This is a genomic window from Streptomyces fractus, assembly GCF_049844455.1.
Lineage (GTDB): Bacteria > Actinomycetota > Actinomycetes > Streptomycetales > Streptomycetaceae > Streptomyces > Streptomyces fractus.
Genome location: NZ_JBMYHI010000002.1, coordinates 5,257,130 through 5,281,699, shown reverse-complemented (window position 1 = coordinate 5,281,699; position 24,570 = coordinate 5,257,130). Strand labels below are relative to the sequence as shown.

Here is a 24,570-nt window from a genome sequence, read left to right as displayed (position 1 = left end):
GCGGAGAGAGGCGTGACGAACAACCCACCCCAAACCAGCCACTTGTGACGAAGGCAACCCCACCCTCACCTCCAATCGACGGACCCCGCCCATACGTTGGACGAATGTCCCCTCTTGCCCGGGTGAGCGAGGCCTACGGCCCCCGCTTCGCCGAATTCGCCTTCGAGCCCGCCTTCGTGGCCGCGGTCGACCAGCACGTGGCGGAGGTCCGCGACCGCCTGGAGGCCGGTTCGGCCGCGCTGCACCCGCCGGCACCCGACGCCGAGGCCCTCGGTGACTACGCGCTCGGCTTCCTCGACGCGCTCACCGAGACGGGCTGGCTCGAACCCGTGGGCCACGACTACGCGGTGTGCCGCCTCACCGCCATCAGCTGGCTGGTGAGACGGCACGCCCTGCTCGACCTGGCGTAGGTCACTGGTTGTCGGTACGTTCCCGCTCCTGAACGGGCTGATGGGAAAGGGCATCCTCACGACCCGCCTGATAGGCGCCGCCATTCCCGGCACTCCCCTTCGCCTTGGCGGTCTCCTCCTCGGCGAGGTTCAGCCACCGCTCCCAGCGCTGCCGCATCGGCCCGATGAGCCCGCCGCCGACACCGACGATCAGGATCCCGGCCCCGGCCGCGAGCCCGGCGATCAGCACCGGCTGCGTGACCGACGTGGCGATGCCCGCCTGCCCGAGCGCGGCGATCGCACCCAGAACCACGATGCAGGCCCACACGATGGTGCCGATGGTCTTCCCGTACGAGACGGAGGACAGGGTGTTGGTGACGATGTCACGCACCACGTTGGCGACGGCCATGGCCACCACGATCAGGACGACCGCGACGATGCCGCGCGGCAGCCAGGCGACGATGCCGTTGATCATGTCGGACACGGGGTTGTCGCCGAAGACGCCGAAGCCGAGCTGGAGCACGATCAGCATCAGGGCGACGTAGACGACCTTGCAGAGGATCGCGGTCGTGTCGTACTTCGACCCTTCGAGCATCTTCGCCGAGCCGGCCCGTTCGGCAAGCTTCTCCGACCCGATCTTCCGAAGACCCCGGTCGAGGAGCTTGGTGATCATCTTGGCGATGAACCACCCGATGACCATGACGACAATGAAGCCGACAAGCTTCGGCACGAACTCGGCGACCTTCGACCACGCGTCGTTCAGCCCTTGAGTGAAGTCGACGGCGAGCGTGCTGGCGGGATTCTGGATCATGAGTGGCTACCTCCACCCGTGGGGCCGGACGCCGCGACACCGCGCCCGACGGAACGTGTCCCCCCCTCGTTTTCCTGCGTCCCTCCGGCTTAACAGCCCCAGCCGCCCCCTGCCGCCCCACATCCCCCATTGGCGTGACCCACCCCCGACCGCAAGCCCACCCCACGCCCCGAACCCGATCCGCTACGCTGTTCACGCGCCTTCGTAGCTCAGGGGATAGAGCACCGCTCTCCTAAAGCGGGTGTCGCAGGTTCGAATCCTGCCGGGGGCACGTTGTTGATCAGGGCAAAGGCCCCGGATTCCGCAGGTCATGCGGGGTCCGGGGCCCCTCTCTTTGGCCTGCTGTGCACTGGCGCTACGTTGGCGCTACGTCCGGGATTCACTGCTACTACCGGGCCCCCGCTCCCAAATTCCTCCCAAACGATCTTCGAGAGTTCGCAGGTCAAACCCCCTATCCGAAGCGCAGAGAGGCGGCCTGTCCCCCATGGGGCGGGCCGCCTCTCTGCGCGCCCAGCGTCGGTCGCCCGGCTATGCGTCGTCGCGCGCGTCGCCCAGCTCCTGCAGATGAGGCTCGCTGGCGAGCCACGCATCGAGCGCCTGCTGGACCTCTTCAGGCGTCCCGCCCTCTTTGCCCTTCACGACGACGACGGCCCGACCTCCGCCGGGAAGTGTGATGACGGCGGTGTCGAGCACCTCGCCCTCGTCGCTGAGTTCCTCTCGGATCCTCCGAGGAAGCCGGGTGTCCTTGACCTGATACTCCACATTCCCGATCCGGAAGTCGGCTCCCGAGTCAGCAGTCGGCTCGTACGCCGGCTCTCCACCCTCAAGGACGCGCTCGATACTGCCGTCCATCCACCCGAGCAGCCGGGCGTAGGTGCGCATCGTGCCGGTGATGCGCGTGTACTCGGTGGCGCCGGCCTCAATGGTCTGGATGGGACCCCGGGAAACGCCGATGCGCTCCGCCGCTTCGGTCTGCTTCAGCCCCTGCTCCCGGCGCGACCTGGCGAAGGTGCGTCCGAGGCGAGCCCAGTCCTTGTCCATGGCTCCACATCATGCCCTAGAGGCAGGCAACGCGTCAGGGCCCAATCCAGCCCTTGACCAGGCATCGGGCGTTGAAACGTGGCACCGCCCGTTGCGCAGGACTCATACGTCGAGGCCCACCCCAGGTGCCCCATCCGCCAATCCGACGCCATGAAACATGGCCTAACGTGGCGCCAACGTAGCCCGATAGCTTGCCCAACGTGGCATCAGAGGCTACGTTTCATGGCGTGACACCGCACGGCAGTGCCATCCGATTCAGGAGACAGGCCATGAAACTGAGCCTTCGGGATCTCTCGCAGGCCACGGGCCTCAATCCAGGCCATCTTTCGCGCGTCGAAAGGGGGCTCGGCGGACTGCGCGACGACAAGCTCCGGCTCGTCGCTGACGCGCTGGGGGTGCCGTGCTCCGACATCAGCGTCGATACGCCCACGGGAGACAACGTGAGCACGCCCACCACCAAGGGGCGCCCCCGGATCCGGACTGAGATCCCGGCCCCGAACGCGCCCGAGGGAGAGCTGTTCCACTACTCGCCCGACGAGGCCGCCCTGTACCTGCCGTTCACCGCGCGGAAGTTGCGGGAGCTGGCGTACGGCCGCCGCGTCGACCACGTGAACAACGGCAATCGCATCTGGTTCAGCGGCCGGAACATCCGCTCCATCTCGGAGCAGTTCACGCGACCCGCGCTCAAGAGCGCCTGAGTTCATACCCGTTCAAAACGCCGATGGCCGCTCCGACTGGCAGGCCCGAGCGACCACGACCGGCGACCCCAACCAACGATCAAGAGAGGTCACCGTGACCGACATCATCGCAGACCAGCGCGGCGAGTTCATCGCCGGACTCCGCGCCCTCGCCGACTTCCTTGAGTCGACGCCGACCATCCCGTGCGCGTCCAGCGAGCGCCTGCTGATGCCGCTGCACACGAACTCGGCCGTCGAGGAGTTCGCCTCCGTGCACTCGCTCACCGTGCAGTACACCAAGGACGGCAACGCGTACGCCGACCTGCTGTTCGGATCCGTCACGTACCACGTGTACGGCTACGTCGACTTCACCGCGCACCTCGCGCGGCAGGACGAAACGCACGCCCGCACGTGGGCCAAGCAGCACGGCATGGAGATCCACCCCGCCGAGCAGCCGACCACCCAGTTCAAGGCCGTCAGCCTGCCTGAGTCGGTGAACGCGTGAGCGCCCCCCGCGACCTCGCCGCGTTCCTCGGCGACGCGAGGCCGGTGCGCGACGATCTGCTCGCCACCCTCGCCGAGGCGACGCAGAAGGTCCGCGAGCACGAGCACCCCACGTGGGAAGACCTCTACTGCCTCAACCTCGTGTCGTACATGGGCGAGCGCATGGCCCCGGTGCTGCGCCGCCTACGCGACGCCGAGGCCAGGGTCTCCGAGCTGGAGGCCGTCGCGGCCACGGTCTACCGCGCGGAGCACCCCGACTCCGGCATCACCCTCGGCACCTACACCACGGCGGCCGCCGCCCGCGAGCACTGCGAGTCCCTGCTGCGCCGCGAGCTGCCGACCGTCTCGCTCGACTGGATCCAGGACGACGAGGACGAGGGCAGCGTCGCCGAGCTAGTCGCCGCGATCGGCGAGGACGAGCGGCCCACGGGCTACGTCGTGACCCCGGTCGAGGTCGCCTCCGAGTACGACGAGGAGGCCGACGAGTGAACACGCGCGCCATCAACTCCGCGGCCGGGGTCATCCTCGCCGCCGTCCAGCAGGGCCGCGTCCCCGCCGGCATCGCGCTCGCCCTCGACGCCGCCGGACTCCTGAACTCGCCCGAGCACGCCGCCGAGTTCGAGCACCTTCGGCAGGAGCGCGACGGCTTCCGCGACCAGAGGAACGTCGTGTTCGCGACCAACGAGGATCTGCTGGCCCAGGTCGAAGCGTCTGGCCTGGCCCGCCTCAACGCCGAGAACGAGGCCCGCGTCCTCGCCCGCTCCAACAGGGAGTTGCGCGAGCGCATCGCGGAGCTGGAGGCCGAGCGCGCCCAGGCCCGCGACAAGGCGGTCGACAAGCTCACGGCGCTGCTCGCCCCGACGCAGGCCCTGCAAGAGGGCGAGGCCCCGTGACCGTCCTGCTCATCGTCCTGACCGCAGTCGGCATCTGGGCCCTCTGCTCGTACATCGTGATCAAAGGGGGCAAGCGGTGAACCTCAGCACCGAGACCAGACGCGGCTACCTGCTCGCCGCGCTCATCACCGACGGCCAGGCCGTCACCGTCGCGCGCGGCGTGCAGCTGCTCGACGGCTCCCCGTGGCCGACGGCCGGCCGGAACACGGTCCGTAAGGATCTCCGGTCGCTCGCCGCCGACGGGTACCTGAACCCGAGCGACAAGACCGGCCGCCGCGTGTACCTCGTCGACCGGTTCTGGGCCAAGGTCCAGCTCGGCGCGGCCGACGAGTGCTGGCCGTGGACTGCGGGCGTCAACCCCAAGACGGGGTACGGGCAGATCTACGTCGGGGGCACGACCCGCGGGGCGCACACCATCGCCGCCGTGTACCGGCACGGGCCCGTCCCGGTCGGTCACGTCGTCGACCACCTGTGCCGCAACCGGAAGTGCGTCAACCCGCACCACCTCGACGTCGTGACGCTCGCCGAGAACACCCGGCGCGGCATGGCGCCGACGGCAGTCGCTGCTCGGGAGAACCGGTGCGCGGCCGGCCTCCACGAGTTCACGCCCGAGAACACGATCAAGAAGAGCGACGGGCACCGGCAGTGCCGCGCCTGCCGCAACGAGCGCAACCGTGAGCGCTACGCCGCCAAGGGGGTGGCTGCGTGACGACGACCGTGCAGGCCGGGGCTCAGGCCCCGGCCTCCGGCCCGGTCCCGATCACCGAGCCCGGCATCTACGACATGAGCAACGAGGAGTACCACTCCCACCGTTACGCCCTGTCGTCCAGCGGTGCGCGCCGCCTGCTGGCCCCGTCGTGCCCGGCGATCTTCCGGTGGGAGCAGGACAACCCGCAGTCCCCGAAGAAGACGTTCGACATCGGCAACGCCGCGCACCATCTCGTGCTCGGCGAGGGCCCCGATCTATGTCTCGTGGACCACGAGCGGTGGGACACCACCGTCGCCAAGGCCGAGGTGAAGGAAGCCCGCGCTGCCGGGGCCGTGCCGCTCAAGCGCGCCGAGTACGAGCAGGTGCACGCGATGGCCGAGGCCATCCGCCAACACCCCATCGCCTCGCTGCTCTTCGACCCCGAGCGCGGCACCCCGGAACGGTCCCTGTTCTGGCGCGACGAGCGGACCGGCGTCATGTGCCGCGCCCGGCTCGACTGGCTGCCCGACCCCCGCGACGGACGGCTGATCATTCCGGACTACAAAACGTGCCGCTCGGCCGAGCCCGATGCCCTGGCCAAGGCGATGCACGAGTACGGCTACCACCAGCAAGACGACTGGTACCGGCGCGGAGCCCGCGCGCTGAACCTCGCCGGGCCCGACGCCGCGTTCGTGTTCGTCTGCCAGGAGAAGACCGCGCCGTACGTCGTGACCGTGTTCGAGGCCGACGTCTTCGCCCGCCGCATCGGCGCCGCCCGCAACCGCCGCGCGTTGCAGGTCTTCGCCGAGTGCACCGCCTCCGGCCGCTGGCCCGCCTACCACGACGACATCGTGCCGCTGCCCCTGCCCACGTGGGCGGAGAAGCGGGACACCGAGGAGTACCTGTGAGCACCAACCTTCCCGAGCAGTACGCGGCCCCGGCCGCGCCCGCCCCGCAGTTCGTCGGGCAGGGCACCGCGGTTGAGCAGTCCCGCGCCGTCGCCGAGGTCCAGGCCGCGGTTGTCGTCGCCCGGCAGTTCCCTCGTAACGAGGCGCTCGCCGTGCAGAAGATGACGACGGCGTTCCGTCAGCACGACCTCGCCTCTCGCTCGTTCTTCCGCTTCAACCGCGGCGGCTCGAACGTCAGCGGCGAGACGATCCAGTTCGCGAAGGAGCTGGCCCGTTGCTGGGGCAACCTTCATCACGGTGTGCACGAGCTGCGCCGTGACGACGTGGCCGGCGAGTCCGAGATGCAGGCGTGGGCCTGGGACTTGGAGACCAACGAGCGGGCGTCCACGACGTTCATCGTGCCGCACACCCGCTACTCCAAGGAGAACGGCAGCAAGCGCCTTGAGGACCCGCGCGACGTGTACGAGTCGAACTCCAACAACGGCGCGCGCCGCCTCCGGGAAATGATCTTCACGGTGCTGCCGTCCTGGTACCGCAACCAGGCCCGCGACATCGCACGGAACACCCTGGAGAACGGCGCCGGAGACAAGCCGCTGTCCGAGCGCACCGCCGAGGCCATCGCCGCGTACGACGAACTCGGCGTGACCCTCGCCCAGTTGGAGACGCACCGCGGCCGCGAGTCTGGGAAGTGGACGAACCCCGACCTGGCCGAGCTGCACGTCGCGTACGAGTCGATCCGCCGTGGCGAGACGACCGTCGCCGCCGAGTTCCCCCAGGCGCACGTCACTGCCGCCGAGGTGAAGCAGCAGGCAGGGGGCGCGTGATGAAGGTTCGCGTCGATGTCGCCGAGCTGCTGCGCGCTGGGCTCGCCGACCACGTCATCGCCTGGCGGCTCGGGGTGGACGCTGCGAAGACCGTGCGCCCCGCCCGTGCCGCACTCCGTATCCCCCAGGTCCCACCGGGGAGGCGCGCGGCGGCGAGCGTGGAAGACCTGTTCCGGCGGCGGACGCTCCCCGTCGAGGGCGGACACGTCCTGTGGACCGGCCACCGCAACCACGACGGCACCGCACTCCTCCGGCACGGCGACACGCTCTACTCCGCGCTGCGTGTCGCGTTCCGCATGCGGTACGAGCGGGAGCCCGAGGGTCACGTCACCCGCACCTGCGACCGTCCCGGCTGCGTGGCGCCCGACCACACGCAGGACCGCCGCATCCGCGCCCGGACCGACGCGACGTTCACCGCGATCTTCGGTGGCGCCCGGCCCTGATCCACCACTCACCGCACACGACCTCGGGGCGGGGGTGCCCAGCCACACCCCCGCCCCGAGGCCCCCAACCACAGAAGGACGCACCGAGTTGAGCACTGAGGAGCGCGTGCAGTCCGTGCGCAACGCCTGGACCAACGCCCTGCGGGCCGAGGTTCTGCGCGTGGGCCGGACCGTGCCCAAGGTGGCGCGGGTCGCCACGGTCGGCGTGTGGATCGCCACGTACGCCGACGCCGACGGGTCCAACGCGTTCCCCTCCCGCGCCACCCTGGCCACGCTCGCCGGGTGCTCGCAGGAGACCGTCACCCGGGCCGTGAAGGTCCTCATGGCCGTGAACATGCTGGAGCGGAAGCGCCGGCCGAACGCCTCGTCGATGTACCAACTGGCCATGCCGGTCGGGCGCATCGACTGGGGCAAGCACATCCACCACATGACGGACACCCGGCAGCGGAAGGCCCACGCGAAGGCCAAGGCGGAGAAGCTGGCCGAGGCCGCGCGGACAGCGTCCACGGACGCTGTGGAAAACCCTGGGGACAGCAGCACGGACAGCGTCCATGGACGTCATCCGGACAGCGTCCGCAGCGGGGGTTCCGAAACCCCTGGCCCGGATCCGGACAGCGTCCACGGACGCCCCCGGTCAGCGTCCGCGGACGCGGTCCGGACAGCGTCCGCAGCGGGGGTCTACCAGTACCTCCCTACCTCCGGTAGGGACCCCCTCCCCGACCACACTCCGATGGGTTTCCCAACTCAGCCACAGACGCGCGCGGGCGAGGCCGAGCAGGAAGACGAGTCATCGACGGGTGAGAGGCAGGCGGGCAAGCCCGCGGACGCCGCGCTCGCTGCGGTGCAGGCCCGCGAGGTGCTCGCCCGCTGCGAGGACCCCGACTGCGACATGCCCCTGCCGTACGGCCGGACCGGACTCTGCCAGGGCTGCGCCGATTACCAGAGCACCGCCGAGAGGAACGCCTCATGACGCCACAGGAGCGCCTCGCCGCCGAGTTGATCCCCACCGGCACCTTCGGGCACGCCACCCCCACACGCCCCGCACAGGGCCGCGTACGGCACGGGCCCACCTGGACTCCCGAGGAACAGACGCAGCACTGCCAGGACCTGCTCGACGGCATCGCAGGGTGGGCCTACGTCGAGCCTGAGGACAACAAGCCGCACCTCGTGGTCGTCGACGGCGAGGCTGCCTGATGCCGGCCTGGACCTCGGCCCCGGTCGACGAGCCCACCCACGGCGGCCGCCTCGCCGAATGGGAAGGGCACCCCGACGGATGAACGACCTGATCACCGCCGCACAGAACATCCTCGTCAGCGCCCTCGCCTGGACCGCAGGCACGGCTGGCCTCGCCACCGCCCTGCTCGCCGCTGTCGCCGCCGTCATCAACGGAAGGAAGACCAGATGACCTACCTGCTCGTCGCCCTGCTCGCCCTCGCGCTCGGCTGGGTCTGGGGCCACAGTGTCGCCCGCATCCGCGTCGTGCCCGTCGGCGCGACCGCGGCCGAGGACGAGGACGCCCTGGCGTTCGATGACGCCTGCTGCGAGACGTGGCTCGTGTCCCGCGGCGTCGAGCACGACGAGGAGTGCGTCATCGCGAGGTGGGCCGCATGACCGAGCAGCGTTACACCGCCAGCAGCGTCACCGACAAGGGGCTCGACGCGCTGTACGCCGAGCGCGACGAGCTGTACGCCGAGCTCGGCGGCCGCGACGAGGAAGCCCGCGAGCGCTGGATCGAGAAGCAGTTCGCCGAGACCGGCCTGAAGGCCGCCGACTTCCGCAACGGCATGGCCATGGAGATCGAGCCCGCCCGCGAGCTGGTCGCGCACTGGGTCGGCGCCGCGCGCGCCATGCTCGGCGACGCCCCCAACTACACCGAGACCCCCATCGAGATGGAGGTCAAGGTGGGCGAGTCACCCGAGCGGTTCGCGTTCGTCCTGCAGCGCGTCGTGCGCGGTGCGCTCACCCCGCACCAGGCGCGACAGCGCGCCGAGGAGCGAGCCGACCAGGCCGAGGCCGCCGTCGAGCGCGTGCGCACCCTCGTCACCCTGTGGAGCCGCCCCGGCGGGGCCTCCCTGCCGCCGACGTTGGCCGCACGCCTCGTCCGTGAAGCCCTCGACGACCACCAGGAGTAGAGCACCATGAGCGCCACCTGCGGCCTGTGCGAGCGCGACCTCGAGCACGGCTACCTGTGCCCCGGCTGCACTCTGGCCACCGCCCGCCGCCTCGACACCGCACCCCGCTGGTACGAGGCCCTCGCCGCATTCCTTCGGCCCGCCGCCAACGGCCCCGCCGAGGGCGTACGGTCCGGCGGACGCACCGAGGCCCCGCTGCCGCTCGACGAGCGCACGTTCAGCCTCCGCGGCCCCGGCGGAATCGTCGGCGTCCTGGAGGACTGGCGTTCCGCCATGCAGCACGACCGCGGGTGGGGCGAACCCCTCACCCAGGGCGCCATCGAGCGGCGCGTCGTCGTCGCCGCCCGCGCCCTGTCGATCAACCTGGAATGGATCGCGTCCAGTTGGCCGATGGCCGGCGCCATGGCCGAGGAAGTCCGCGAGCTCGAACGGTCGGTGCGGTCGATCGTCGCGCCGACCGATCCGGCCGAGCGTCCCGTCCGCATGGGCCTGTGCCCGACCATCGTGGACGCCGAGGACGTCCGGTGCGGGGCCGCCCTGCTGCGCCGTCCCAACGAGTCGACGATCACGTGCCGTTGGTGCGGCACCACGTGGGCCCCGTCCCGCGCGCTCACCCTCGCCCGCGCGCAGCAGGACGCCGCCAACGCCCGCGAGACGCTGGCGAGTTGAGTCGCGAGAACCGTAACAATCCCTTACATAAAGGGTGATCTTGTGCCAAGCTAGCCCGTACAACTAAAAACAGAACGGCCCCCGCCGGTGCTACCAACACCAGACGAGGGCCTAACCGCCAACCTTGATCAGACCAAGGAGACGGCTATGGCGAATCCTGCCATGCCCTCGCGCGCTCGCCGCGCCGTGGGCCGGATCTTCCGGCCCACCCACCTGCGCCCCACCGGCCCCGTCCCGCCCCTCTGGGTACGCGGACTCACCGCCGGTGGACGCCCCATCGTCCTCGCCGTAGCCCTCCTCATGTGCGCCCCCGGCGAGTACCACCTCGCCCGCGCCGCAGGCTGGTCCCCCCAGTTCGCGTACGGGATGCCGGTGGTCCTGTCCGCCTACGCCGGCATCGCCGCGGCCGTCGCCTCCACCCGCCGCAAAGGCGACCGAGGCCGCTGGTCCGCGATCCTCGGCGCATGCCTCGCCCTCGGCCTCGCCATGGCCGCACAGGTCGTGTCCCACCTCATCGGCACCGGCCACCTCGCGGCCGAGCAGGCGTGGCTCGTGTCCGTCACGTCCCTCGTACCCCCGGCGGTCGTCGGGCACCTGCTGCACCTCGCAGCCACCCCGCCCGGCACGCACCAGGACACCGAGGACGCCCCCGAGGCCCCGGCCGTCCCGAGCGTCCCCGACGTCTCATCGGTCGTCCCCGACAACGTACGGCTGCTGCCGATCGTCGCCCGGACCGAGCCGGACGCGCAGGACGACCGGGACGCCGACGAGGACGACCAGGACGCCACCGACCGGCCGCCGTCCCCGCCCGCCCTGCTGTCCACCAACGAGGTGGCCCAGTGGTACGGCGTCGACCCCTCCACCGTGCGTGGCTGGACCGCCTCCGGACGCCTCACCGTCCACACCAAGGACGCCCGTCAACGCAACTGGTACGAGCGGGACGCCCTGCCGGAGAAGCCCGTGGCGGTGGCATCGTGACGCAGCCCGCGCCCGACGAGCGCCGCATCCGCCACCTGCTCCGACGGGCAGGCGTCGGCCCCGACGCCGAACCCCCGCCGCTGCCCGACGCCCCCGAGTACCTGCCCGAGGGCTTCGAGCCCCGCGAACCCGACTGGCTCGACGACATCCTCGACGGCAACGCCGACGAGCCCACCCCGCGCCCCGCCCGGGCGCCGCGCCGGACCAAGAGGACCGCGCCGGCTACCGCGCCCCAGGAGCGGCGCGACTGGTCGTGGCTGTGGCAGTGGCTCCGCCCCTGGGACACCTTCACCGCCGGAGCCGTCAGCGTCCTGCCTCTCTTCAACGGCTGGTCCCTGGCCACCGGATGGGCGCGCGTCCTGCACGACATGCGGGCCGACACCATCGGCGGCGCCTACACCACCGCCGCCCTCGCCGTCGCCGCCACGCACCTGCTCGACCTCAAGCGGCGCCGCTGGCTGCTCCGCCTCGCCCTGATCACCGCCGTGATCGGGTCCCTCGGCGTCCTCGACTGGTTCGACCCGATCACCTTCGTCACAGGAGTCCACCGATGACCGGCAACGCTGGCCTCACCTTCGCGGGCGTCGCCCTCGTCCTGGTCGTGCTGTGGGCGAACCTGCGCCCCTGGTGGAAGGGCGACCGCGACCCCACCAAGCTGAAGTCGTTCGGCAACGGGGCACTGCTCGGCGCGCTGTCGACGATGTGCGCGGGCGGCATGCTCGGCTGGCTCGCCGGATGCTCGGCCAAGACCGCGAACACGGGCGGCGGCAAGGGAGTCGAGGCCGCCACCGGCAAGGCGTCCGAGGCAGCGGTCACCCACGGCGACCTCGGCCAGCTCACCCCCGAGGGCGCGGTGATCGTCTTCCTGATCACCTGCGGCACGATCTTCGCCTTCCGCGCCGCGAGCAAGGACGAGCGCAAGCGCATGGTCGGCGGCATCTTCTGCGGCGTCTGCCTGTGCCTCACCGCCGGGGTCGCCTCCGCCCTCAACTTCCTGCCCGACCTCATCAACCAGGCGGGCCAGGTCCTGAAGGAGAGCGTTGAGGGGGCGGGCCTCCTGTGAAGCACCTGCCCACCCGCGAGGTGCGCGTGCGCGCTGCGGACCGCCTCGCCCGAGGCAGCGCCCTCGTCTGGCGGCGCCGCACCGCACGACTGACGGCCTGGGTGCGCGCGGGCCGCCGCGACGACCTCACCGGCTGGCAGGCCGCGCTCGGCCCGCTCGCCCGCCTGGTCCTCGTCGGCGTCCTCGCCTACGTCGCGTACAACGTCGCCCGCGCGCTGCCGTGGCTCGTCGGCATCCTCGCCGCGCTGTGGTGCCGCGCCGCGTGGAAGGCCGGCCACACCCCCTGCCAGGGCGCCGGCGAAGCGCCCCCGGCGGTGGCCCGAGGCGAGGCGATGCGCGCCCTCCTGCTCGACCTCATGGGCGGCGCCTCCGCGATCCACCTGTCCACCGTCCTGGACCACCTCCAGGAGCGCCCCGACACCGCGCCCCTCACGGCCTCCTGGCAGGTGTCCGATCTGCGCGCCCGGCTGGAGGCCCTGGACATCCCCGTGCAGCTCAAGGTGAAGGCGGCCGGACGGGGCCCGACGCGGGGTGTCCGCCGCGTGGATCTGGCCCCTTCCCCGGATGACGCCGAGGCGACGTCTACCGAGCCGTCTACCGCCGTCTCACCTGCACATCTACCGGCTGATCTACCGCCGTCTACCGACCCGTCTCCCTCGGCGTCTACCCGCTGAGCGGCCTCGGGTTGATCAACCCCATAGCTCCGGGGCGGCCGTTCGCTGCCAGGCATCCCGGCCGCCCCGGTTACCCATCCCGAACACGAGACAGGAGCCCCATCGTGGCATTCCTCCGCCGGTCCGAGCCCACCGCGACCGAGACTCTCCGCGCCACCGTCGCTGAGCTGCCGTCCGACCCGCGCGACTGGACCGCCGAGCAGCGGTCCACCCATCACGAGCAGTCCAACCAGGCCATGCGCGAGCAGGCCAACCAGTCGAGCAACCAGAGCTGAGAGGATCCACCCCATGAGCGAGCGCGTGAACGTGAAGTGCCTGTTGGTCTTCGGCGACCAGGCCGAGATCGTCGCCGCCGTCCCGGCCGAGGAGCGGGCCGAGCCGGTCCGCTACCCGGCTACGGAGATCGCGGAGGCGGTCGGCCTGACCGTGCGGGACCTGCCTGGCCTGGGCCTGACGGCCGACGTCGGCGACGATGATCGCCTGAGCGGCTGGCGTCTGGCCTGACGCCTGGTCATAGCCCTGATCCTGTCGTGGGATTGGGGCTATTTCCTTCCTCTGAAGTGTTGCCTTTCAGTGCACCAATGCCCCATAATAGAGACCAAGAGGGAAGGGGCCGCGAACCCCGACCCACCACCCACAAGGAAGGAAGCCGAAATGGCCGACTCCCAGGACCTCAACATCGAGGACCTCGCCAAGAAGCTGAGCCTGACCTACCAGGCACTCGCCCTCTGCTGCGAGCAGCTCCCGCTGCCGATCGCGCTCCCCAGGCGGGGTGCGACCAACGTCGAGGCCGAGCCCGCCGTCCGCCGGATCGTCGAGCTCGCCGCCGAGCAGCCGATGCCCGAGGAGAACCAGGCACACCTCTTCACCGCCGCGATCTTCTGGCTCACGGGCCTGGACGTCTTCCGCGTCCTGGTCATGGACGGCTGGAACGAGGTCCGAGCCCTCCAGATGCTCAGCATCCTGACCATGACCCAGGACGCACTCCAGGACCTCGCGGACTGGCTCTCCGAGCAGATGTAACCCACCCGTCGCCCCCGGCAGCCAGCCGGGGGCGACCCCATCGCAAGATCAGAAATAGAACGACCGGCGGCCCCAGGCCGAAGCCCAGACACCCCGAAGGGCGCTCGCGAAAGACCGCCGGTCCCACCCAGCCGAAAGGGCCGGACCACCATGGTAGAGCCGACCACCGAGGGCGAGAGCCTCGCCGAGATCGCCGACCGGTACGGCCGCGCGTACAACACGATCCGCAACCAGTGGGCCCGTCACACCGCCTGGCCCGCCCCCATCGGCAAGAGCGGCCGCAGCCTCACGTACGACCCCGCCGCCGTCGATCAGGTCGTGCGCGATCACTTCATCCGGGCCGCCGCCGAGCTCCAGCCGCGCCGCCTCTACACCGCCCGCGAGATCGAAGAGGCGACCGGCGTCACCGCCGCCACGATCCGCGCCGACCGCTCCAAGGGCCGTTGGCCGGCACCTGACGACACCTCGGGGCGCGCGCACCGCTGGTACGGCGAGACCGTCATGACGGCCGTCAACGCCCGCCGCAGCTACGGCCGAAGCTGACGTTCCCGCATCATGGGCGCATGGAGTCACACCTGTTGCGCCCCGGCCACCTCACCGCCCACCAGACCGCAACCGCTCTCGGCATCACCCTCGGCGGCGTCCGCCAGCTCGTACACCGAGGCCACCTCACCCCCGCCCCCGGCAGCACCCCACGGCAGCGCTGGTTCGCCCTCGCCGACATCCAGATGTACGCCGCACAACGCGACACCGCAGCCGCTGCTTGACTCGCAGGTCAGCGCGGTGTCACGATCCCGGTGAACAACTGTGCCCTCAACCGGCACCACAGGCGCACGACGAAGCCCCCGCAACGGTTCCCCCCGGCGGGGGCTTCGTCGTGTCACAGCAGCATCACGGAGCCTCCACTGGTCCCTCACATCGCGGATGATGCAGCTTCAACAGCTCATCCCTGGGGGGAACATGAACACCCGCACCACCATCGGCGTGCTCGCCGCCGGCCTGCTGCTCGGCGTCACCGGCTGCAGCGCCAGCAACAGCCCCGAGCCCGCCGTAACCGTCACCAAGACCGTGACCAAGGCGCCCGCCGAGGAGCAGGCCGCCCCCAAGAAGGACGGACCACTCGCGCTCGGCGACAAGGCCAGCGTCGAAGGCGCCGAGGGCGCCACGGCCTCGGTCGAGGCCCTCGCCTACACGCACACCGAGCAAGGCCCCGGGGCGCCCGGCGACGAGCTGGGCGGCGACTCGTGGGCCACCGCCGACATCCGCGTCTGCAACACAGGCAGCGACGACATCAGCGTCAGCCAGACCCCATGGTCTCTGTCCTACAAGGACGGCACGAGCATGGAGTCCACCGGCCTGTCCGGCGGCGACATGCCCAAGCCCGAGTTCCCCATGGACAAGGTGCTCAGCGCCGAGAAGTGCGCACGCGGCAAGGTCGCCTTCCCCGTCCACGCCAAGACCAGGCCGACCACCATCGACTACGCGATCGACGGCGAGAGCCCCATCGAGTGGGCCGTGCCCAAGGCGTAAGGGGGTGGGCGCCCGTGGCCAGCAACCCGCGCTCCGGGCGCCCCTACCGCCGCCTCGTCGACTGGCTCCGAGCCCAGCGCCTGCCGTGCTGGCTCTGCGGCCACAACATCGACTACGGCCTGCACGCCCAACACCCGCTGTCCTTCACCCTCGACCACGAGCGCCCACTGTCACGCGGCGGCGCCCTGCTCGACCCCGCCAACGCGAGGCCAGCACACCGCCGGTGCAACAGCGCCAAGGGCAACCGTGCGCCCCGCACACGGCCGCAACGAGCGTCGCGAAGGTGGTGAGGGGCGTGACCCTTCCGCGCAGCGCAAAGACGGAGCGATACTCCGTTCATGGCAGAGCCAGAGGGAGTGCTTCCGGGGGCAAGTCCGTTACGCCAGCGCCATAATGAAGACGATCGTCTGTGGCAGCACAAGCTTCACGAAGACAACATGCTGTTCCAGCGGGGCAACCTGTTCCTGCTCGCGCAGTCACTTCTCGTCGTCGCCTACACCACGATCCTGACCGCTGCACAGGGACACGGACATAACCCCAGCTCCGCACGGATGCTCCTCATGGGACGCATCATCGCGGCATTCGGGCTCCTCTTGACATTGATGTGGCTGTACGTAGGCCATCGCCACCTCAAGTACTGCCAGTTGATCCAGCGGCGAACGATCGAGCGAATGCCTGAGTACGCGGAGACGCGCGCCCTCGTCCATCACCGCCGCGGGATCCGCTCCCTTCCACTCGTCACCTACGTGCTGCCCGTACTGGCCGGAGCGATGTGGCTGTTCCTGCTGCTCGTCTCTTGAACCGCGGAGGTGGCCGTGCTCTACGTGGTCACCGGGCCGCCGGCCGCAGGCAAGAGCAGCTGGATCGACGCGCACGCCAAGCCCGAGGACATCGTCATCGACCTCGACCGCATCGCCATGTCGCTCTCCGGACCAGGCGCACCGAACTGGAACCAAGGCGAGTTGATCGTGCGCGTCGCCCAGCGTGCCCGCTACGCAGCCATGGACGAGGCGATACAGCACCTCGACCGCCTCGACGTCTACCTGATCCACACCATGCCGAACCCCAAGGCGATGGCCAAGTACAAGCGGCTGAACGCTCGCATCGTGGCTGTTGATCCCGGTCGTGAAGTCGTCATGAAGCGAATCGCAGCGATGCGATCACCGGCCATGGAGGGCGTGGCCACGCGGTGGTACAACGCCCGCCGACGACAGTCAGTCACCGGCATGCCGCAGTCCTCGCGCCGCTGGTGATTCAAAGCCACCGGGGGGGTGCCCACCGGGCGCGCCCGGCCCGATGATCAGTCGACGCGCACTGTGGATCATGGTCGAGCGGGCGAGAGTGGATCAAAAGTTGGGCGCCGGGCCGGGCGACCCAAACGCCCTTCTAGACCTGTTTTACACACGGGGCCCGTACCCGCTGATCCGCCGAAGCGAGCGCCAGCGATTTAGCGACTCTGCGTGACGTCACCCTGCGTGACATCGGGGGTGATCATGGGCGCGAACGCGGACGCCACCGCCGCCGAGATTGATCAACTCGGGGTCGGCTCCATCGCCCCTGGCCTGGCCCAACTCGCCATCACCCTCGCCGAGTCCGTTGACAAGGGCGGCAACCAGACGGCGCTGGCGAACGTGGGCCGGGAGCTACGCACAGCGATGGAGACCCTGCGCAAGCTCGCGCCGCCCAAGGTCGAGAACGACGACGTCGACCAGCTGCTGCATCAGGGGAAGGAGCGCCGTGTCCGTGCTCGCCGCACCTGAGTCGACCGTGGGTGTCCAGACGCCGCGACTGTCCACCGTGCCGCCCGACTGGCTGTCGTCCGCCGGCCGTGAGGCCGTCGACCTGGCCAAGCTCGCCGGCCTGGACCTGTTCCCGTGGCAGCAGCACGTCCTCGACGTCGGTCTGCGCGAGCGCGCCGACGGCCAGTGGTCCTCGTTCGAGGTCGCTGTGAACGTCCCCCGCCAGAACGGCAAGGGCGGTGTGATCGAGGCGAGGGAGTTGGCCGGGCTGTTCCTGCTCGGCGAGCGCGTCATCATCCACTCGGCACACGAGTTCAAGACGGCGCGCGTCGGGTTCGAGCGGATCCGGTCCCTCATCCTCGGCACCCCCTCGCTGGCCAAGCGCGTCAAGCGGATCCTGAACAACACCACCGAGACATCGATCGAGTTGGTCACGCGCCAGAAGCTGCACTTCCTGGCCCGCTCTGGCGGGTCCGGGCGTGGCTTCACCGGGGACTGCGTGATCCTCGACGAGGACATGATCCTTGGCGACGACGCCATGGGCGCCCTGATGCCGACCCTGTCGGCTGTCCCCAACCCACAGATCTGGTACCTCGGTTCGGCCGGGATCGGCCCGACCTCCGTGCAGCTGGCCCGCCTGCGACGCCGCTGTGAGGACGCCCTGGAGTCCGGCACACCCGACCCGAGCCTCGCCTACTTCGAGTGGTCGGTGGACGCGCACAGAGACGAGTGCGGCTCGGCGTGCACCGACCACGACGACCCCGCCGACGTCGCGGCCTGGGCCAAGGCCAACCCCAGCTTGGGCATCCTGATCACACCGGAGTTCGTGCGGAACGAACGCGCGAGCCTCGGCACCGGCGGCATCTTCGAGCGCGAGCGGCTCGGCGTCGGCGTCTACCCGAACGACCAGGCCGACACCTGGCAGGTCATCGGCGAGGAACCGTGGCGGGCGCTCGCGGCCGCGGACTCCGAGCCCGGCAGCCCGCTCGTGTTCGCCATCGACATGACGCCCGAGCGGTCGCACGCCGCGATCGCCGTGGCGGGCCCGTGGCGCGGCGGCACCCACGTTGAGGTCGTCGACCACCGCCCCGGGGCGGGCTGGATCCTGGACCGCGCCGAGGAGCTGCACAGGCGGCACAAGCCGCGCTGCTGGGTCGTCGACGCGGGCGGCCCCGCCGGATCACTCATCGCTGAACTCTCCGAGCGGCTCGGCGTCGGGATCGTGCAGCCCAAGGCCCGTGAAGTGGCCGCGGCCTGCGGCCAGTTCTACGACGCGGTCACCGAGCAGTCCCTGTCCCACCTCGACCAGGCGCCGCTCTCCGCAGCCCTGGCGGGCGCAGAGAAACGTCCGCTCGGCGACGCGTGGGCGTGGGCGCGCCGGATCGTGTCCGTGGACATCAGCCCGCTGGTGGCGGTGACGCTCGCCAAGTGGGGGCTCGGCGCCGAGGTCGAGGAAGAGGAAGGGGCGCCGAACCTGTGGTGAGAACCGCTGTCCTGACCGTGGTGGAAGTCGTGTGCGTCCTGGCCGTGCTCTACGGCGTCGCGGCCATCTACGTGCCCGCAGCGCTCATCCTGGGCGGCGTCCTGGGCGTGGTGGTCGTCGAGCAGAAGCTGGCCACGCGGCCGGCCGCGCACCGTAAGGAGCCGACCTCATGAGCCTGTTCGGCCTGTTCGACCGCCGCTCGTCACCCGAGAATCCGGCGGCGCCGCTCACTGATTCGTCGCTGCTCGACTGGCTCAGCGGCGGCAAGTCCGAAGCCGGGGTACAGGTCTCCGAGCGCTCGGCGCTGCACATGCCGGCGGTGTGGCGGTCGGTGGCGGTCATCGCCGGGGTATCGGCGTCGCTGCCACTGCAGTCGTACCGGGCAGGCACGAAGGACCGCACCGAGTCACCGCTGCTCGCCGACCCGCACCCGGAGTTGACGCCGCTGGAACTGTGGCGGCTCGCCTACGTGCACAAGGTGCTGTGGGGCAACGGGTACATCCAGAAGCTGCGGGCGCCATCCGGGCAGGTCAAGGAGCTGTGGCCGGTGTCACCGGACCGGGTGACAGTGGACCGGGAACGGCCCTCCGCCGAGAACCCGTCGGGCAAATGGTTCTACGCGACCGACGACTGGGGCGTGCTGCACCGGCTCACGCCGCGTGACCTGATGCACCTGCCGGGCCTCGGCTACGACGGGCTCAAGGGCCTGTCTCCGGTCTCGCTGGCCCGGCAAGGTATCGGACTGGCGCAGGCCGCCGAGCTCGGCGCCGCCAAGCTGTTCGGGCGCGGCAACATGGTGTCCGGCGTGCTGCAGACCGAGCAGCGCCTGGAGGCCGAGCAGGCGCAGGCGCTGAAGGCGCGGTGGCAGGCCAAGGCGGGCGGCATCGAAAACGCCCACGAGGTGGCGGTGTTGGACAGCGGCGCCACCTTCAAGCCGGTCACGATGCCGCTGAAGGACGCGCAGTTCCTGGAGTCCCGCGAGTTCCAGGTCACCGAGATCAGCCGCATGTTCGGCGTGCCGCTGTTCCTGCTGTCCGAGACCGCCAAGTCCACGAGTTGGGGCACTGGCCTCGAGCAGCAGGCGCAGGGCTGGGTGACGTTCGACCTGGGCCCGACGTGGCTGGCGCCGACCGAGCAGCGCATCACCAAGGAGCTGCTGCCGCCCAACGAGTACGCGCACTACCGGCTGCAGGGCCTGCTGCGCGGCGACAGCTCGTCGCGCGCGACGTTCTACCGGGCGATGCGCGACACGGGCGTCATGTCCGCCAACGACATCAGGGCCCTCGAGGAACTCCCCCCGATCGCGGGGCCCGAGGGCGACACCTACCTGCAGCCCACGTACATGGCGCCGCTCGGGTCGAACCCGTTGGCGCCGGACGATGCGCCGGCGCCGGTCCGCGCGGCCGCGCTCATGGCCGAGGCTCGCCGCCTGCTGGCCGACCACGAGGCACAAGGAGGCGACCATGCCGACGATGACGACGAGCGCTGAGACGCGCCATCTGGCCCTCGACGCCGCAAGCGTCGCCATCCGAGCGGTTGAAGGAGAGGAAAGGTTCGGCGGGTACGCGGCCAAGTTCAACAGCCGCACAGCCATCGGCAATCCGCTCCGATGGGGGTTCTACGAGGAGATCGCTGCAGGGGCCTTCACCAAGACCCTCGCCGAGGGAGACGCTCGGTTCCTCATCGACCACGACTCGTACTACGTCGTATCGCGCATGTCGGCCGGCACCCTCACCCTCTCCGAAGACGAGCACGGTCTACCAGTCGACTCCGCGCTGGACACAGAGCTGTCGTACGTACGAGACCTCAAGGCGAACCTGCGGAACGGCAACATCACGGGCATGAGCTTCGGCTTCTACGTGGTCAAGGACGACTGGGCCACGGAGACCATCGAGGTCGAGGGCGCCGACCCCGTTGAGGTCGACGTCCGCACGATCCGCGAGGTGCGCCTCATCGAGGTCAGCGCCGTCACCTTCCCTGCTTACACCGAGACCGAGGCCGAGCTGAAGGCCGTGGCGCGGGCGCTGGATCGGCGTGGCGATTTCGCCGCGGTCGAGGCCGCCGCCCGGCACCGGCCCGAGCTGCTCGACCTGGTGCACATCGAACGCGAGCCGGGAGAGTCCACTCGCGACGAGCAGAAGCTTGTTGAGCCGGCGGTGTCCACTCAGCACCAGGGTCTGCCCATCGACGTGCGCATGAAGGCGCTGGCCGCCCGCTACGGGCTCTAGCGCTCACCCCACCATCCATTCCCCTTCAGCCCCGTGGCGTCTGCCGTGGGGCTGTCTGGCGTGCCGTGAAAGGACACCGCCACCATGCCGTCGACTCTGCTCACCCGAGCGATCGAGAAGCGGGCCAACGTCTGGTCCGAGATGCAGGAGATCCAGCAGCGCGCCGAGGCCGAGAGCCGCGACGCGCTGACCGCCGAGGAGCGCGAGAAGTGGGACCGCGCCGAGACCGAACTGTCCGAGCTGTCCTCGGACATCGAGCGCATGGAGCGCGCGGCCCGGCTCGACACCGTGCAGCGCGACCAGGCCGTCATCGCCACTGGCGGTGGAGACAACCCCGAGGACCGCAGCGAGATCGACCGCGACGCCGCCTACCGCGACGCGTTCGACGCCTACGTGCGCAACGGCATGGGCGGCCTGTCCCAGGAACAGCGCACGCTGATGATGTCGAACCAGGCCGAGATCCGCGCCGGCGCGACGTCGCCGGGCACCGCGGGCGGGTACTTCATCCCGACCGAGACCCTCAACAAGATCACCGAGGTGATGAAGGCATACGGCGGCCTGCTCGGCGCCGCGAACGTCATCACCACCGCGTCCGGCAGCCCGCTGAACTGGCCGACCAACGACGACACGGCGAACGTCGGCGCGATCCTCGCCGAGAACTCGCAGGTCACCGAGCAGGACGTGACGCTCGGACAGAAGACGCTCGGCGCCTACACCTACACCTCCAAGCTGGTGCGCCTGTCGCTGCAGCTGGTGCAGGACGACGTGTTCGGCGTCGAGGCGTGGCTGACCCGCAAGCTCGGCGAGCGCATCGGCCGTGCGGTCGCCGCGCACCTCGCCACCGGCACCGGCACCGCGCAGCCCGAGGGCCTGTTCACCAACGCCACCGCGGGCAAGACCGGCGCGACCGGGCAGACCACGTCCGTCACCTACGACGACCTCGTGGACCTGCAGCACTCCATCGACCCGGCGTACCGGGCGAGCGCGCAGTGGGCCATGTCCGACTCCGCGCTCAAGACTGTGCGCAAGCTCAAGGACTCGCAGGGCCGCCCGCTGTGGGAGCCCTCCGTTCAGGCAGGCGTTCCGTCCTCGCTGATGGGCGCCGGGGTCCTCATCGACAACGGCATCCCGGCCCCGGCCGCCAATGCCAAGTCCATCGGGTACGGCGACATCGCTGCGGGCTACGTGGTCCGGCAGGTGTCCGGCGGCCAGATGATGCGCCTCGACGAGCGGTACGCCGACTACCTGCAGGTCGGGTTCCTCGGCTTCCTGCGCCTGGACGCCAAGCCGGACGACGGCGCCGCGTTCCGCGTCTACGCCCACTCGGCGACCTGATCCTGCCCGCACTGCGGCCCCGGCGTATGGCCGGGGCCGCCTGCTCCGAAGGGAGGCGCGGGCATGCCGCGTATCCGGATTCTGCAGTCCATCGCCGGGCTGGATTTCTCGTGGGTCGCGGGCGACGTCGTCGAGGTCGACGATGCGGCGGCCGAGGCGTGGGCCGACGGCTCGCGCGCCGAGCTGGTCGACGCAGGCAAGGAGCACGGCGGCGCCGAGAAGGCCGCAGCCCGCTCGCGCGGCGGCGGCCGCGCCAAGCGTGCCGAGACCCGCAGCGAGTAGGGAAGAGCGGGCATGGGACTGATCACCCTGGCTGAGGCCAAGGCGCAGCTCGACATCGAGAGCAACAGCGACGACGCCGAGCTGCAGGCGTACATCGACGCTGTCACCGCGCCCATCGAGAACCTGGTCGGCGCGGTCGAGGAACGCACGGTGACCGAGACCATCGACGGCCGCGGGTCGACCCTGTGCCTGCTGAAGGTCCCGGCCCTGACGCTCGTCTCCGTCACCCCGCAGCTGACGGGCGGGGCGCCACTCGACGTCGCGCAGCTGCACCTCGACGGCGCCACGGGCATCGTGCGGCGTCTGAACGGCGGCCGGTTCCACGGCGGTCCGTGGACCGTGACCTACACGGCGGGCCGCGCCGAGGTGCCGGCCACTGTGGCGCTCGCCGCCCGGATCCTGGTTCAGCACCTGTGGCGCACGCAGTACGGCAGCGCGCGCGGGCAGGGCGGCAGCGACGACTACTCCGTGTCCGAGCCGATCCCCGGCTTCGGGTACGCGATCCCCAACCGGGTGCTGCAGCTGCTCGAGGCGTACAAGCTTCCGCCGGGGGTGGCGTAGATGGCCACGACGTCCCGTGCCCCGGAGGCGGTGGCGGCTCTGCTGCAGATCCTGCGCGCGGCCCCGGCCCTGTCCGATGTGACGATCGTGGACGGGCCGACCGCCACGAACTTCAGCGGCAAGCGCCGCCTGTGCGTCGGCTGGACTCCGGGCGGTGACGGCGCTGTCGACATCGAGCAGGACTTCAACGCGGCGGGCGCCCGCACCCGCGACGAGTCGTTCACGATCCACTGCTACGCCGAAGCGTGGGCGGGCGACAAGGACATGAGTCTGCGCCGCGAGACCGTGTTCGACATGGTCGCTGTGGTCGAGGACGCGCTGCGCGCCACCGACGCCGCCCCGCAGGCGCCCACGTTGAACGGCACCGTGCTGTGGGCGCACCTGACCACTGGCAGCCTCACGCAGGACCAGACCAGCGACGGCGCCCTGGCGGGCCTCGCCTTCTCGGTCGCCTGCCGGGCCCGTATCTGATCCACCACCACCCGAGGAGTTCCCCATGGCGCGTGTGCGTCTGATCGGGCCCGAGCCGGTGACCGTCCCCGAGCTGGGCGGCCGCGCGGTCGAGCCTGACGAGATCGTGGAAGTGCCCGACGACCGGTTCGAGGCCTACGTCTGCCAGACGGCGATGTGGGAGTCGATCGAGGAGCCGGGCGCCAAGCCCAAGAAGACCGCGGCGAAGTCGCTGCAGAAGGAGGACTGATCCATGGCGATCGGATCCGGGCTCGGCGCCCAGCTCAGCGTCGGCGCCGAGACGACGTATGGCACCTACGTGGCGCCGTCCAAGCACCTGGAATTCACCAAGGAATCCCTGGTCCTGAAGAAGACCACGGCTCAGTCCGCGGGCATTGCGGCCGGCCGCCTGCTGCCGCTGTCCGGGCGGCGTGTGGTCACGCAGCGGCAGGCCTCGGGCAGTGTCGACATGGAGGTCACCAACAAGGGGATGGGGCTGCTGCTCCAAGCCGTGATGGGGACGACGGTCACGCCGGTGCAGCAGGGCGCCGGGCCCGCGTACCTGCAGACGCACCCGCTCGCGGACACGGCGGGCAAGTCCCTGGTGATCCAGAAGGGCGTGCCGCTGACCACCGGCTCGGTGGTGGACAAGACGTTCCTGGGCTGCAAGGTCACCAGCGCGGAGTTCTCGTGCGAGCAGGGCGGGATGCTCACCGCCTCGTTCGAGTTCGACTGCAAGGACTGCGACGAGGCGCAGACCCTGGTCGTCGCGAGTTACGCGGCGATGAGTCCGTTCCACTTCGGGCAAATGGCGCTGAAGACCGGGCCGTTCGGCACGGAGGTGGCGCGGGACGGTATCCGCAAGGTGTCGGTGAAGATCGAGCGCCCGCAGAACGTGGAGCGCTTCTACGCCGGGCAGGCCGGGCTCAAGAAGGAACCCATCTCCAACGACCAGGTGAAGATCACCGGCAGTCTGGAGATGGACTACGTCGACACGGTCCTCGACGACCTGCACACGAGCGACGCGGCGACGGCGTTGGTGTGGGAGTTCGTCGGCCCGAACATCGCCAGCACGTACTTCGAGACGTTCCGGATCAAGCTGCCCGCGATCCGCGTCGACGAGGCACCGCCCACCGTCGACGGGTTCGAGGTCATCAAGCCCACCATCAGCTTCACGGGCCTGTACGACGGCACGAACCAGCCGGCCATCGAGTACATCAGCACCGACAGCACCCTGTAGGTGCG

Annotated in this window: 41 protein-coding genes and 1 tRNA gene; 40 read left to right on the top strand and 2 right to left on the bottom strand. The window is 70.3% G+C overall.

Annotation, left to right across the window (positions count from 1 at the left end; translation table 11 throughout):
* Positions 1-104 precede the first annotated feature (104 nt).
* Positions 105-410 carry a DUF6401 family natural product biosynthesis protein gene (locus tag ACP4E5_RS25980; RefSeq protein ID WP_425832643.1) on the top strand — a complete coding sequence of 102 codons (306 nt, stop codon included), beginning with the start codon at positions 105-107 and terminating at the stop codon, positions 408-410.
* A 1-nt stretch (position 411) separates the two neighbouring features.
* Here ACP4E5_RS25980 and ACP4E5_RS25975 read toward each other — a convergent pair whose 3' ends face one another.
* The gene (locus ACP4E5_RS25975; protein ID WP_425832641.1) at positions 412-1,200 is read right to left on the bottom strand and encodes a mechanosensitive ion channel family protein; all 789 of its coding nucleotides are present in this window, start codon (positions 1,198-1,200) and stop codon (positions 412-414) included.
* 198 nt (positions 1,201-1,398) lie between these two features.
* Between ACP4E5_RS25975 and ACP4E5_RS25970 the strand changes: the two genes are divergently transcribed.
* Positions 1,399-1,471 (top strand) — tRNA-Arg (locus ACP4E5_RS25970).
* A 257-nt stretch (positions 1,472-1,728) separates the two neighbouring features.
* On the opposite strand, the gene ACP4E5_RS25965 is transcribed toward ACP4E5_RS25970, so the two are convergent.
* Positions 1,729-2,241, bottom strand: coding sequence for a helix-turn-helix domain-containing protein (locus tag ACP4E5_RS25965; RefSeq protein WP_425832639.1), 513 nt, complete (start codon positions 2,239-2,241; stop codon positions 1,729-1,731).
* Between the two features lie 200 nt (positions 2,242-2,441).
* Between ACP4E5_RS25965 and ACP4E5_RS25960 the strand changes: the two genes are divergently transcribed.
* The 38 genes from ACP4E5_RS25960 to ACP4E5_RS25775 all read left to right on the top strand — a co-directional run bounded on the left by ACP4E5_RS25960 (position 2,442) and on the right by ACP4E5_RS25775 (position 24,565).
* Positions 2,442-2,939 (top strand): helix-turn-helix domain-containing protein, encoded by a 498-nt coding sequence (locus ACP4E5_RS25960; RefSeq protein ID WP_425832637.1) that lies wholly within the window; start codon positions 2,442-2,444, stop codon positions 2,937-2,939.
* Positions 2,940-3,033: 94 nt separating this feature from the next.
* Complete coding sequence (locus tag ACP4E5_RS25955) at positions 3,034-3,423, top strand: hypothetical protein (protein WP_425832635.1); 390 nt, start codon at positions 3,034-3,036, stop codon at positions 3,421-3,423.
* On the top strand, positions 3,420-3,911 hold the full coding sequence (locus tag ACP4E5_RS25950) for a hypothetical protein (protein ID WP_425832633.1): 492 nt from the start codon (positions 3,420-3,422) through the stop codon (positions 3,909-3,911). Before ACP4E5_RS25955 ends, ACP4E5_RS25950 begins: the two co-directional genes overlap by 4 nt.
* Positions 3,908-4,315, top strand: a complete 408-nt coding sequence (locus ACP4E5_RS25945; protein ID WP_425832631.1) for a hypothetical protein — start codon at positions 3,908-3,910, stop codon at positions 4,313-4,315. The genes ACP4E5_RS25950 and ACP4E5_RS25945 overlap by 4 nt, the downstream gene beginning before the upstream one ends.
* Before the next feature lie 76 nt (positions 4,316-4,391).
* Positions 4,392-5,024: an HNH endonuclease signature motif containing protein gene (locus ACP4E5_RS25940; RefSeq protein WP_425832630.1), complete on the top strand. Its 633-nt coding sequence runs from the start codon at positions 4,392-4,394 to the stop codon at positions 5,022-5,024.
* Positions 5,021-5,911, top strand: a complete 891-nt coding sequence (locus ACP4E5_RS25935) for a PD-(D/E)XK nuclease-like domain-containing protein (protein ID WP_425832628.1) — start codon at positions 5,021-5,023, stop codon at positions 5,909-5,911. The genes ACP4E5_RS25940 and ACP4E5_RS25935 overlap by 4 nt, the downstream gene beginning before the upstream one ends.
* Positions 5,908-6,735 (top strand): hypothetical protein, encoded by an 828-nt coding sequence (locus ACP4E5_RS25930; protein WP_425832627.1) that lies wholly within the window; start codon positions 5,908-5,910, stop codon positions 6,733-6,735. The genes ACP4E5_RS25935 and ACP4E5_RS25930 overlap by 4 nt, the downstream gene beginning before the upstream one ends.
* On the top strand, positions 6,735-7,178 hold the full coding sequence (locus tag ACP4E5_RS25925; protein ID WP_425832625.1) for a hypothetical protein: 444 nt from the start codon (positions 6,735-6,737) through the stop codon (positions 7,176-7,178). Before ACP4E5_RS25930 ends, ACP4E5_RS25925 begins: the two co-directional genes overlap by 1 nt.
* A gap of 88 nt (positions 7,179-7,266) precedes the next feature.
* On the top strand, positions 7,267-8,148 hold the full coding sequence (locus ACP4E5_RS25920; protein ID WP_425832623.1) for a helix-turn-helix domain-containing protein: 882 nt from the start codon (positions 7,267-7,269) through the stop codon (positions 8,146-8,148).
* Positions 8,145-8,372 (top strand): hypothetical protein, encoded by a 228-nt coding sequence (locus ACP4E5_RS25915; RefSeq protein ID WP_425832621.1) that lies wholly within the window; start codon positions 8,145-8,147, stop codon positions 8,370-8,372. Before ACP4E5_RS25920 ends, ACP4E5_RS25915 begins: the two co-directional genes overlap by 4 nt.
* A gap of 79 nt (positions 8,373-8,451) precedes the next feature.
* Positions 8,452-8,583, top strand: a complete 132-nt coding sequence (locus tag ACP4E5_RS25910) for a hypothetical protein (protein WP_425832619.1) — start codon at positions 8,452-8,454, stop codon at positions 8,581-8,583.
* Positions 8,580-8,789, top strand: a complete 210-nt coding sequence (locus ACP4E5_RS25905) for a hypothetical protein (protein ID WP_425832617.1) — start codon at positions 8,580-8,582, stop codon at positions 8,787-8,789. The genes ACP4E5_RS25910 and ACP4E5_RS25905 overlap by 4 nt, the downstream gene beginning before the upstream one ends.
* Complete coding sequence (locus ACP4E5_RS25900; protein ID WP_425832615.1) at positions 8,786-9,310, top strand: hypothetical protein; 525 nt, start codon at positions 8,786-8,788, stop codon at positions 9,308-9,310. The genes ACP4E5_RS25905 and ACP4E5_RS25900 overlap by 4 nt, the downstream gene beginning before the upstream one ends.
* Positions 9,311-9,316: 6 nt before the next feature.
* Entirely contained in the window at positions 9,317-9,979 is a 663-nt protein-coding gene (locus ACP4E5_RS25895) for a hypothetical protein (RefSeq protein ID WP_425832613.1), read from the top strand.
* A gap of 147 nt (positions 9,980-10,126) precedes the next feature.
* Positions 10,127-10,957, top strand: a complete 831-nt coding sequence (locus ACP4E5_RS25890) for a MerR family transcriptional regulator (protein ID WP_425832611.1) — start codon at positions 10,127-10,129, stop codon at positions 10,955-10,957.
* Entirely contained in the window at positions 10,954-11,511 is a 558-nt protein-coding gene (locus tag ACP4E5_RS25885; RefSeq protein ID WP_425832609.1) for a hypothetical protein, read from the top strand. The genes ACP4E5_RS25890 and ACP4E5_RS25885 overlap by 4 nt, the downstream gene beginning before the upstream one ends.
* On the top strand, positions 11,508-12,020 hold the full coding sequence (locus ACP4E5_RS25880; protein WP_425832607.1) for a hypothetical protein: 513 nt from the start codon (positions 11,508-11,510) through the stop codon (positions 12,018-12,020). The genes ACP4E5_RS25885 and ACP4E5_RS25880 overlap by 4 nt, the downstream gene beginning before the upstream one ends.
* Positions 12,017-12,694 carry a hypothetical protein gene (locus tag ACP4E5_RS25875; RefSeq protein ID WP_425832605.1) on the top strand — a complete coding sequence of 226 codons (678 nt, stop codon included), beginning with the start codon at positions 12,017-12,019 and terminating at the stop codon, positions 12,692-12,694. The genes ACP4E5_RS25880 and ACP4E5_RS25875 overlap by 4 nt, the downstream gene beginning before the upstream one ends.
* Before the next feature lie 104 nt (positions 12,695-12,798).
* Positions 12,799-12,969 carry a hypothetical protein gene (locus ACP4E5_RS25870; protein WP_425832603.1) on the top strand — a complete coding sequence of 57 codons (171 nt, stop codon included), beginning with the start codon at positions 12,799-12,801 and terminating at the stop codon, positions 12,967-12,969.
* A 13-nt stretch (positions 12,970-12,982) separates the two neighbouring features.
* The gene (locus tag ACP4E5_RS25865) at positions 12,983-13,198 is read left to right on the top strand and encodes a hypothetical protein (RefSeq protein WP_425832601.1); all 216 of its coding nucleotides are present in this window, start codon (positions 12,983-12,985) and stop codon (positions 13,196-13,198) included.
* Positions 13,199-13,348: 150 nt separating this feature from the next.
* Entirely contained in the window at positions 13,349-13,717 is a 369-nt protein-coding gene (locus ACP4E5_RS25860; RefSeq protein ID WP_425832599.1) for a hypothetical protein, read from the top strand.
* Positions 13,718-13,867: 150 nt separating this feature from the next.
* Entirely contained in the window at positions 13,868-14,260 is a 393-nt protein-coding gene (locus ACP4E5_RS25855) for a helix-turn-helix transcriptional regulator (protein ID WP_425832597.1), read from the top strand.
* Between the two features lie 20 nt (positions 14,261-14,280).
* A complete protein-coding gene (locus ACP4E5_RS25850) occupies positions 14,281-14,484 on the top strand; it encodes a hypothetical protein (protein WP_425832595.1) in 204 nt (67 codons plus the stop codon).
* A gap of 193 nt (positions 14,485-14,677) precedes the next feature.
* Positions 14,678-15,247 (top strand): DUF4352 domain-containing protein, encoded by a 570-nt coding sequence (locus ACP4E5_RS25845; RefSeq protein WP_425832593.1) that lies wholly within the window; start codon positions 14,678-14,680, stop codon positions 15,245-15,247.
* A 14-nt stretch (positions 15,248-15,261) separates the two neighbouring features.
* Positions 15,262-15,537, top strand: coding sequence for an HNH endonuclease (locus ACP4E5_RS25840; protein ID WP_425832591.1), 276 nt, complete (start codon positions 15,262-15,264; stop codon positions 15,535-15,537).
* Positions 15,538-15,585: 48 nt separating this feature from the next.
* Entirely contained in the window at positions 15,586-16,047 is a 462-nt protein-coding gene (locus ACP4E5_RS25835) for a RipA family octameric membrane protein (protein WP_425832589.1), read from the top strand.
* 15 nt (positions 16,048-16,062) lie between these two features.
* Positions 16,063-16,500 carry a hypothetical protein gene (locus tag ACP4E5_RS25830; protein WP_425832587.1) on the top strand — a complete coding sequence of 146 codons (438 nt, stop codon included), beginning with the start codon at positions 16,063-16,065 and terminating at the stop codon, positions 16,498-16,500.
* Between the two features lie 207 nt (positions 16,501-16,707).
* The gene (locus ACP4E5_RS25825; protein WP_425832585.1) at positions 16,708-17,007 is read left to right on the top strand and encodes a hypothetical protein; all 300 of its coding nucleotides are present in this window, start codon (positions 16,708-16,710) and stop codon (positions 17,005-17,007) included.
* Complete coding sequence (locus ACP4E5_RS25820; RefSeq protein ID WP_425832583.1) at positions 16,991-18,469, top strand: terminase; 1,479 nt, start codon at positions 16,991-16,993, stop codon at positions 18,467-18,469. Before ACP4E5_RS25825 ends, ACP4E5_RS25820 begins: the two co-directional genes overlap by 17 nt.
* A complete protein-coding gene (locus ACP4E5_RS25815) occupies positions 18,466-18,642 on the top strand; it encodes a hypothetical protein (protein WP_425832581.1) in 177 nt (58 codons plus the stop codon). The genes ACP4E5_RS25820 and ACP4E5_RS25815 overlap by 4 nt, the downstream gene beginning before the upstream one ends.
* Positions 18,639-19,958, top strand: coding sequence for a phage portal protein (locus tag ACP4E5_RS25810; protein WP_425832579.1), 1,320 nt, complete (start codon positions 18,639-18,641; stop codon positions 19,956-19,958). The genes ACP4E5_RS25815 and ACP4E5_RS25810 overlap by 4 nt, the downstream gene beginning before the upstream one ends.
* Positions 19,942-20,697, top strand: coding sequence for an HK97 family phage prohead protease (locus ACP4E5_RS25805; RefSeq protein WP_425832577.1), 756 nt, complete (start codon positions 19,942-19,944; stop codon positions 20,695-20,697). Before ACP4E5_RS25810 ends, ACP4E5_RS25805 begins: the two co-directional genes overlap by 17 nt.
* An 84-nt stretch (positions 20,698-20,781) precedes the next feature.
* Positions 20,782-22,032, top strand: coding sequence for a phage major capsid protein (locus tag ACP4E5_RS25800; RefSeq protein ID WP_425832575.1), 1,251 nt, complete (start codon positions 20,782-20,784; stop codon positions 22,030-22,032).
* Positions 22,033-22,095: 63 nt separating this feature from the next.
* The gene (locus tag ACP4E5_RS25795) at positions 22,096-22,314 is read left to right on the top strand and encodes a hypothetical protein (RefSeq protein WP_425832573.1); all 219 of its coding nucleotides are present in this window, start codon (positions 22,096-22,098) and stop codon (positions 22,312-22,314) included.
* A 12-nt stretch (positions 22,315-22,326) separates the two neighbouring features.
* On the top strand, positions 22,327-22,875 hold the full coding sequence (locus ACP4E5_RS25790; protein ID WP_425832571.1) for a head-tail connector protein: 549 nt from the start codon (positions 22,327-22,329) through the stop codon (positions 22,873-22,875).
* Complete coding sequence (locus ACP4E5_RS25785) at positions 22,876-23,346, top strand: hypothetical protein (protein ID WP_425832569.1); 471 nt, start codon at positions 22,876-22,878, stop codon at positions 23,344-23,346.
* 25 nt (positions 23,347-23,371) lie between these two features.
* Entirely contained in the window at positions 23,372-23,575 is a 204-nt protein-coding gene (locus ACP4E5_RS25780) for a hypothetical protein (protein WP_425832567.1), read from the top strand.
* A 3-nt stretch (positions 23,576-23,578) separates the two neighbouring features.
* Positions 23,579-24,565, top strand: coding sequence for a phage tail tube protein (locus ACP4E5_RS25775; RefSeq protein ID WP_425832565.1), 987 nt, complete (start codon positions 23,579-23,581; stop codon positions 24,563-24,565).
* The last annotated feature ends 5 nt before the right edge of the window (positions 24,566-24,570 follow it).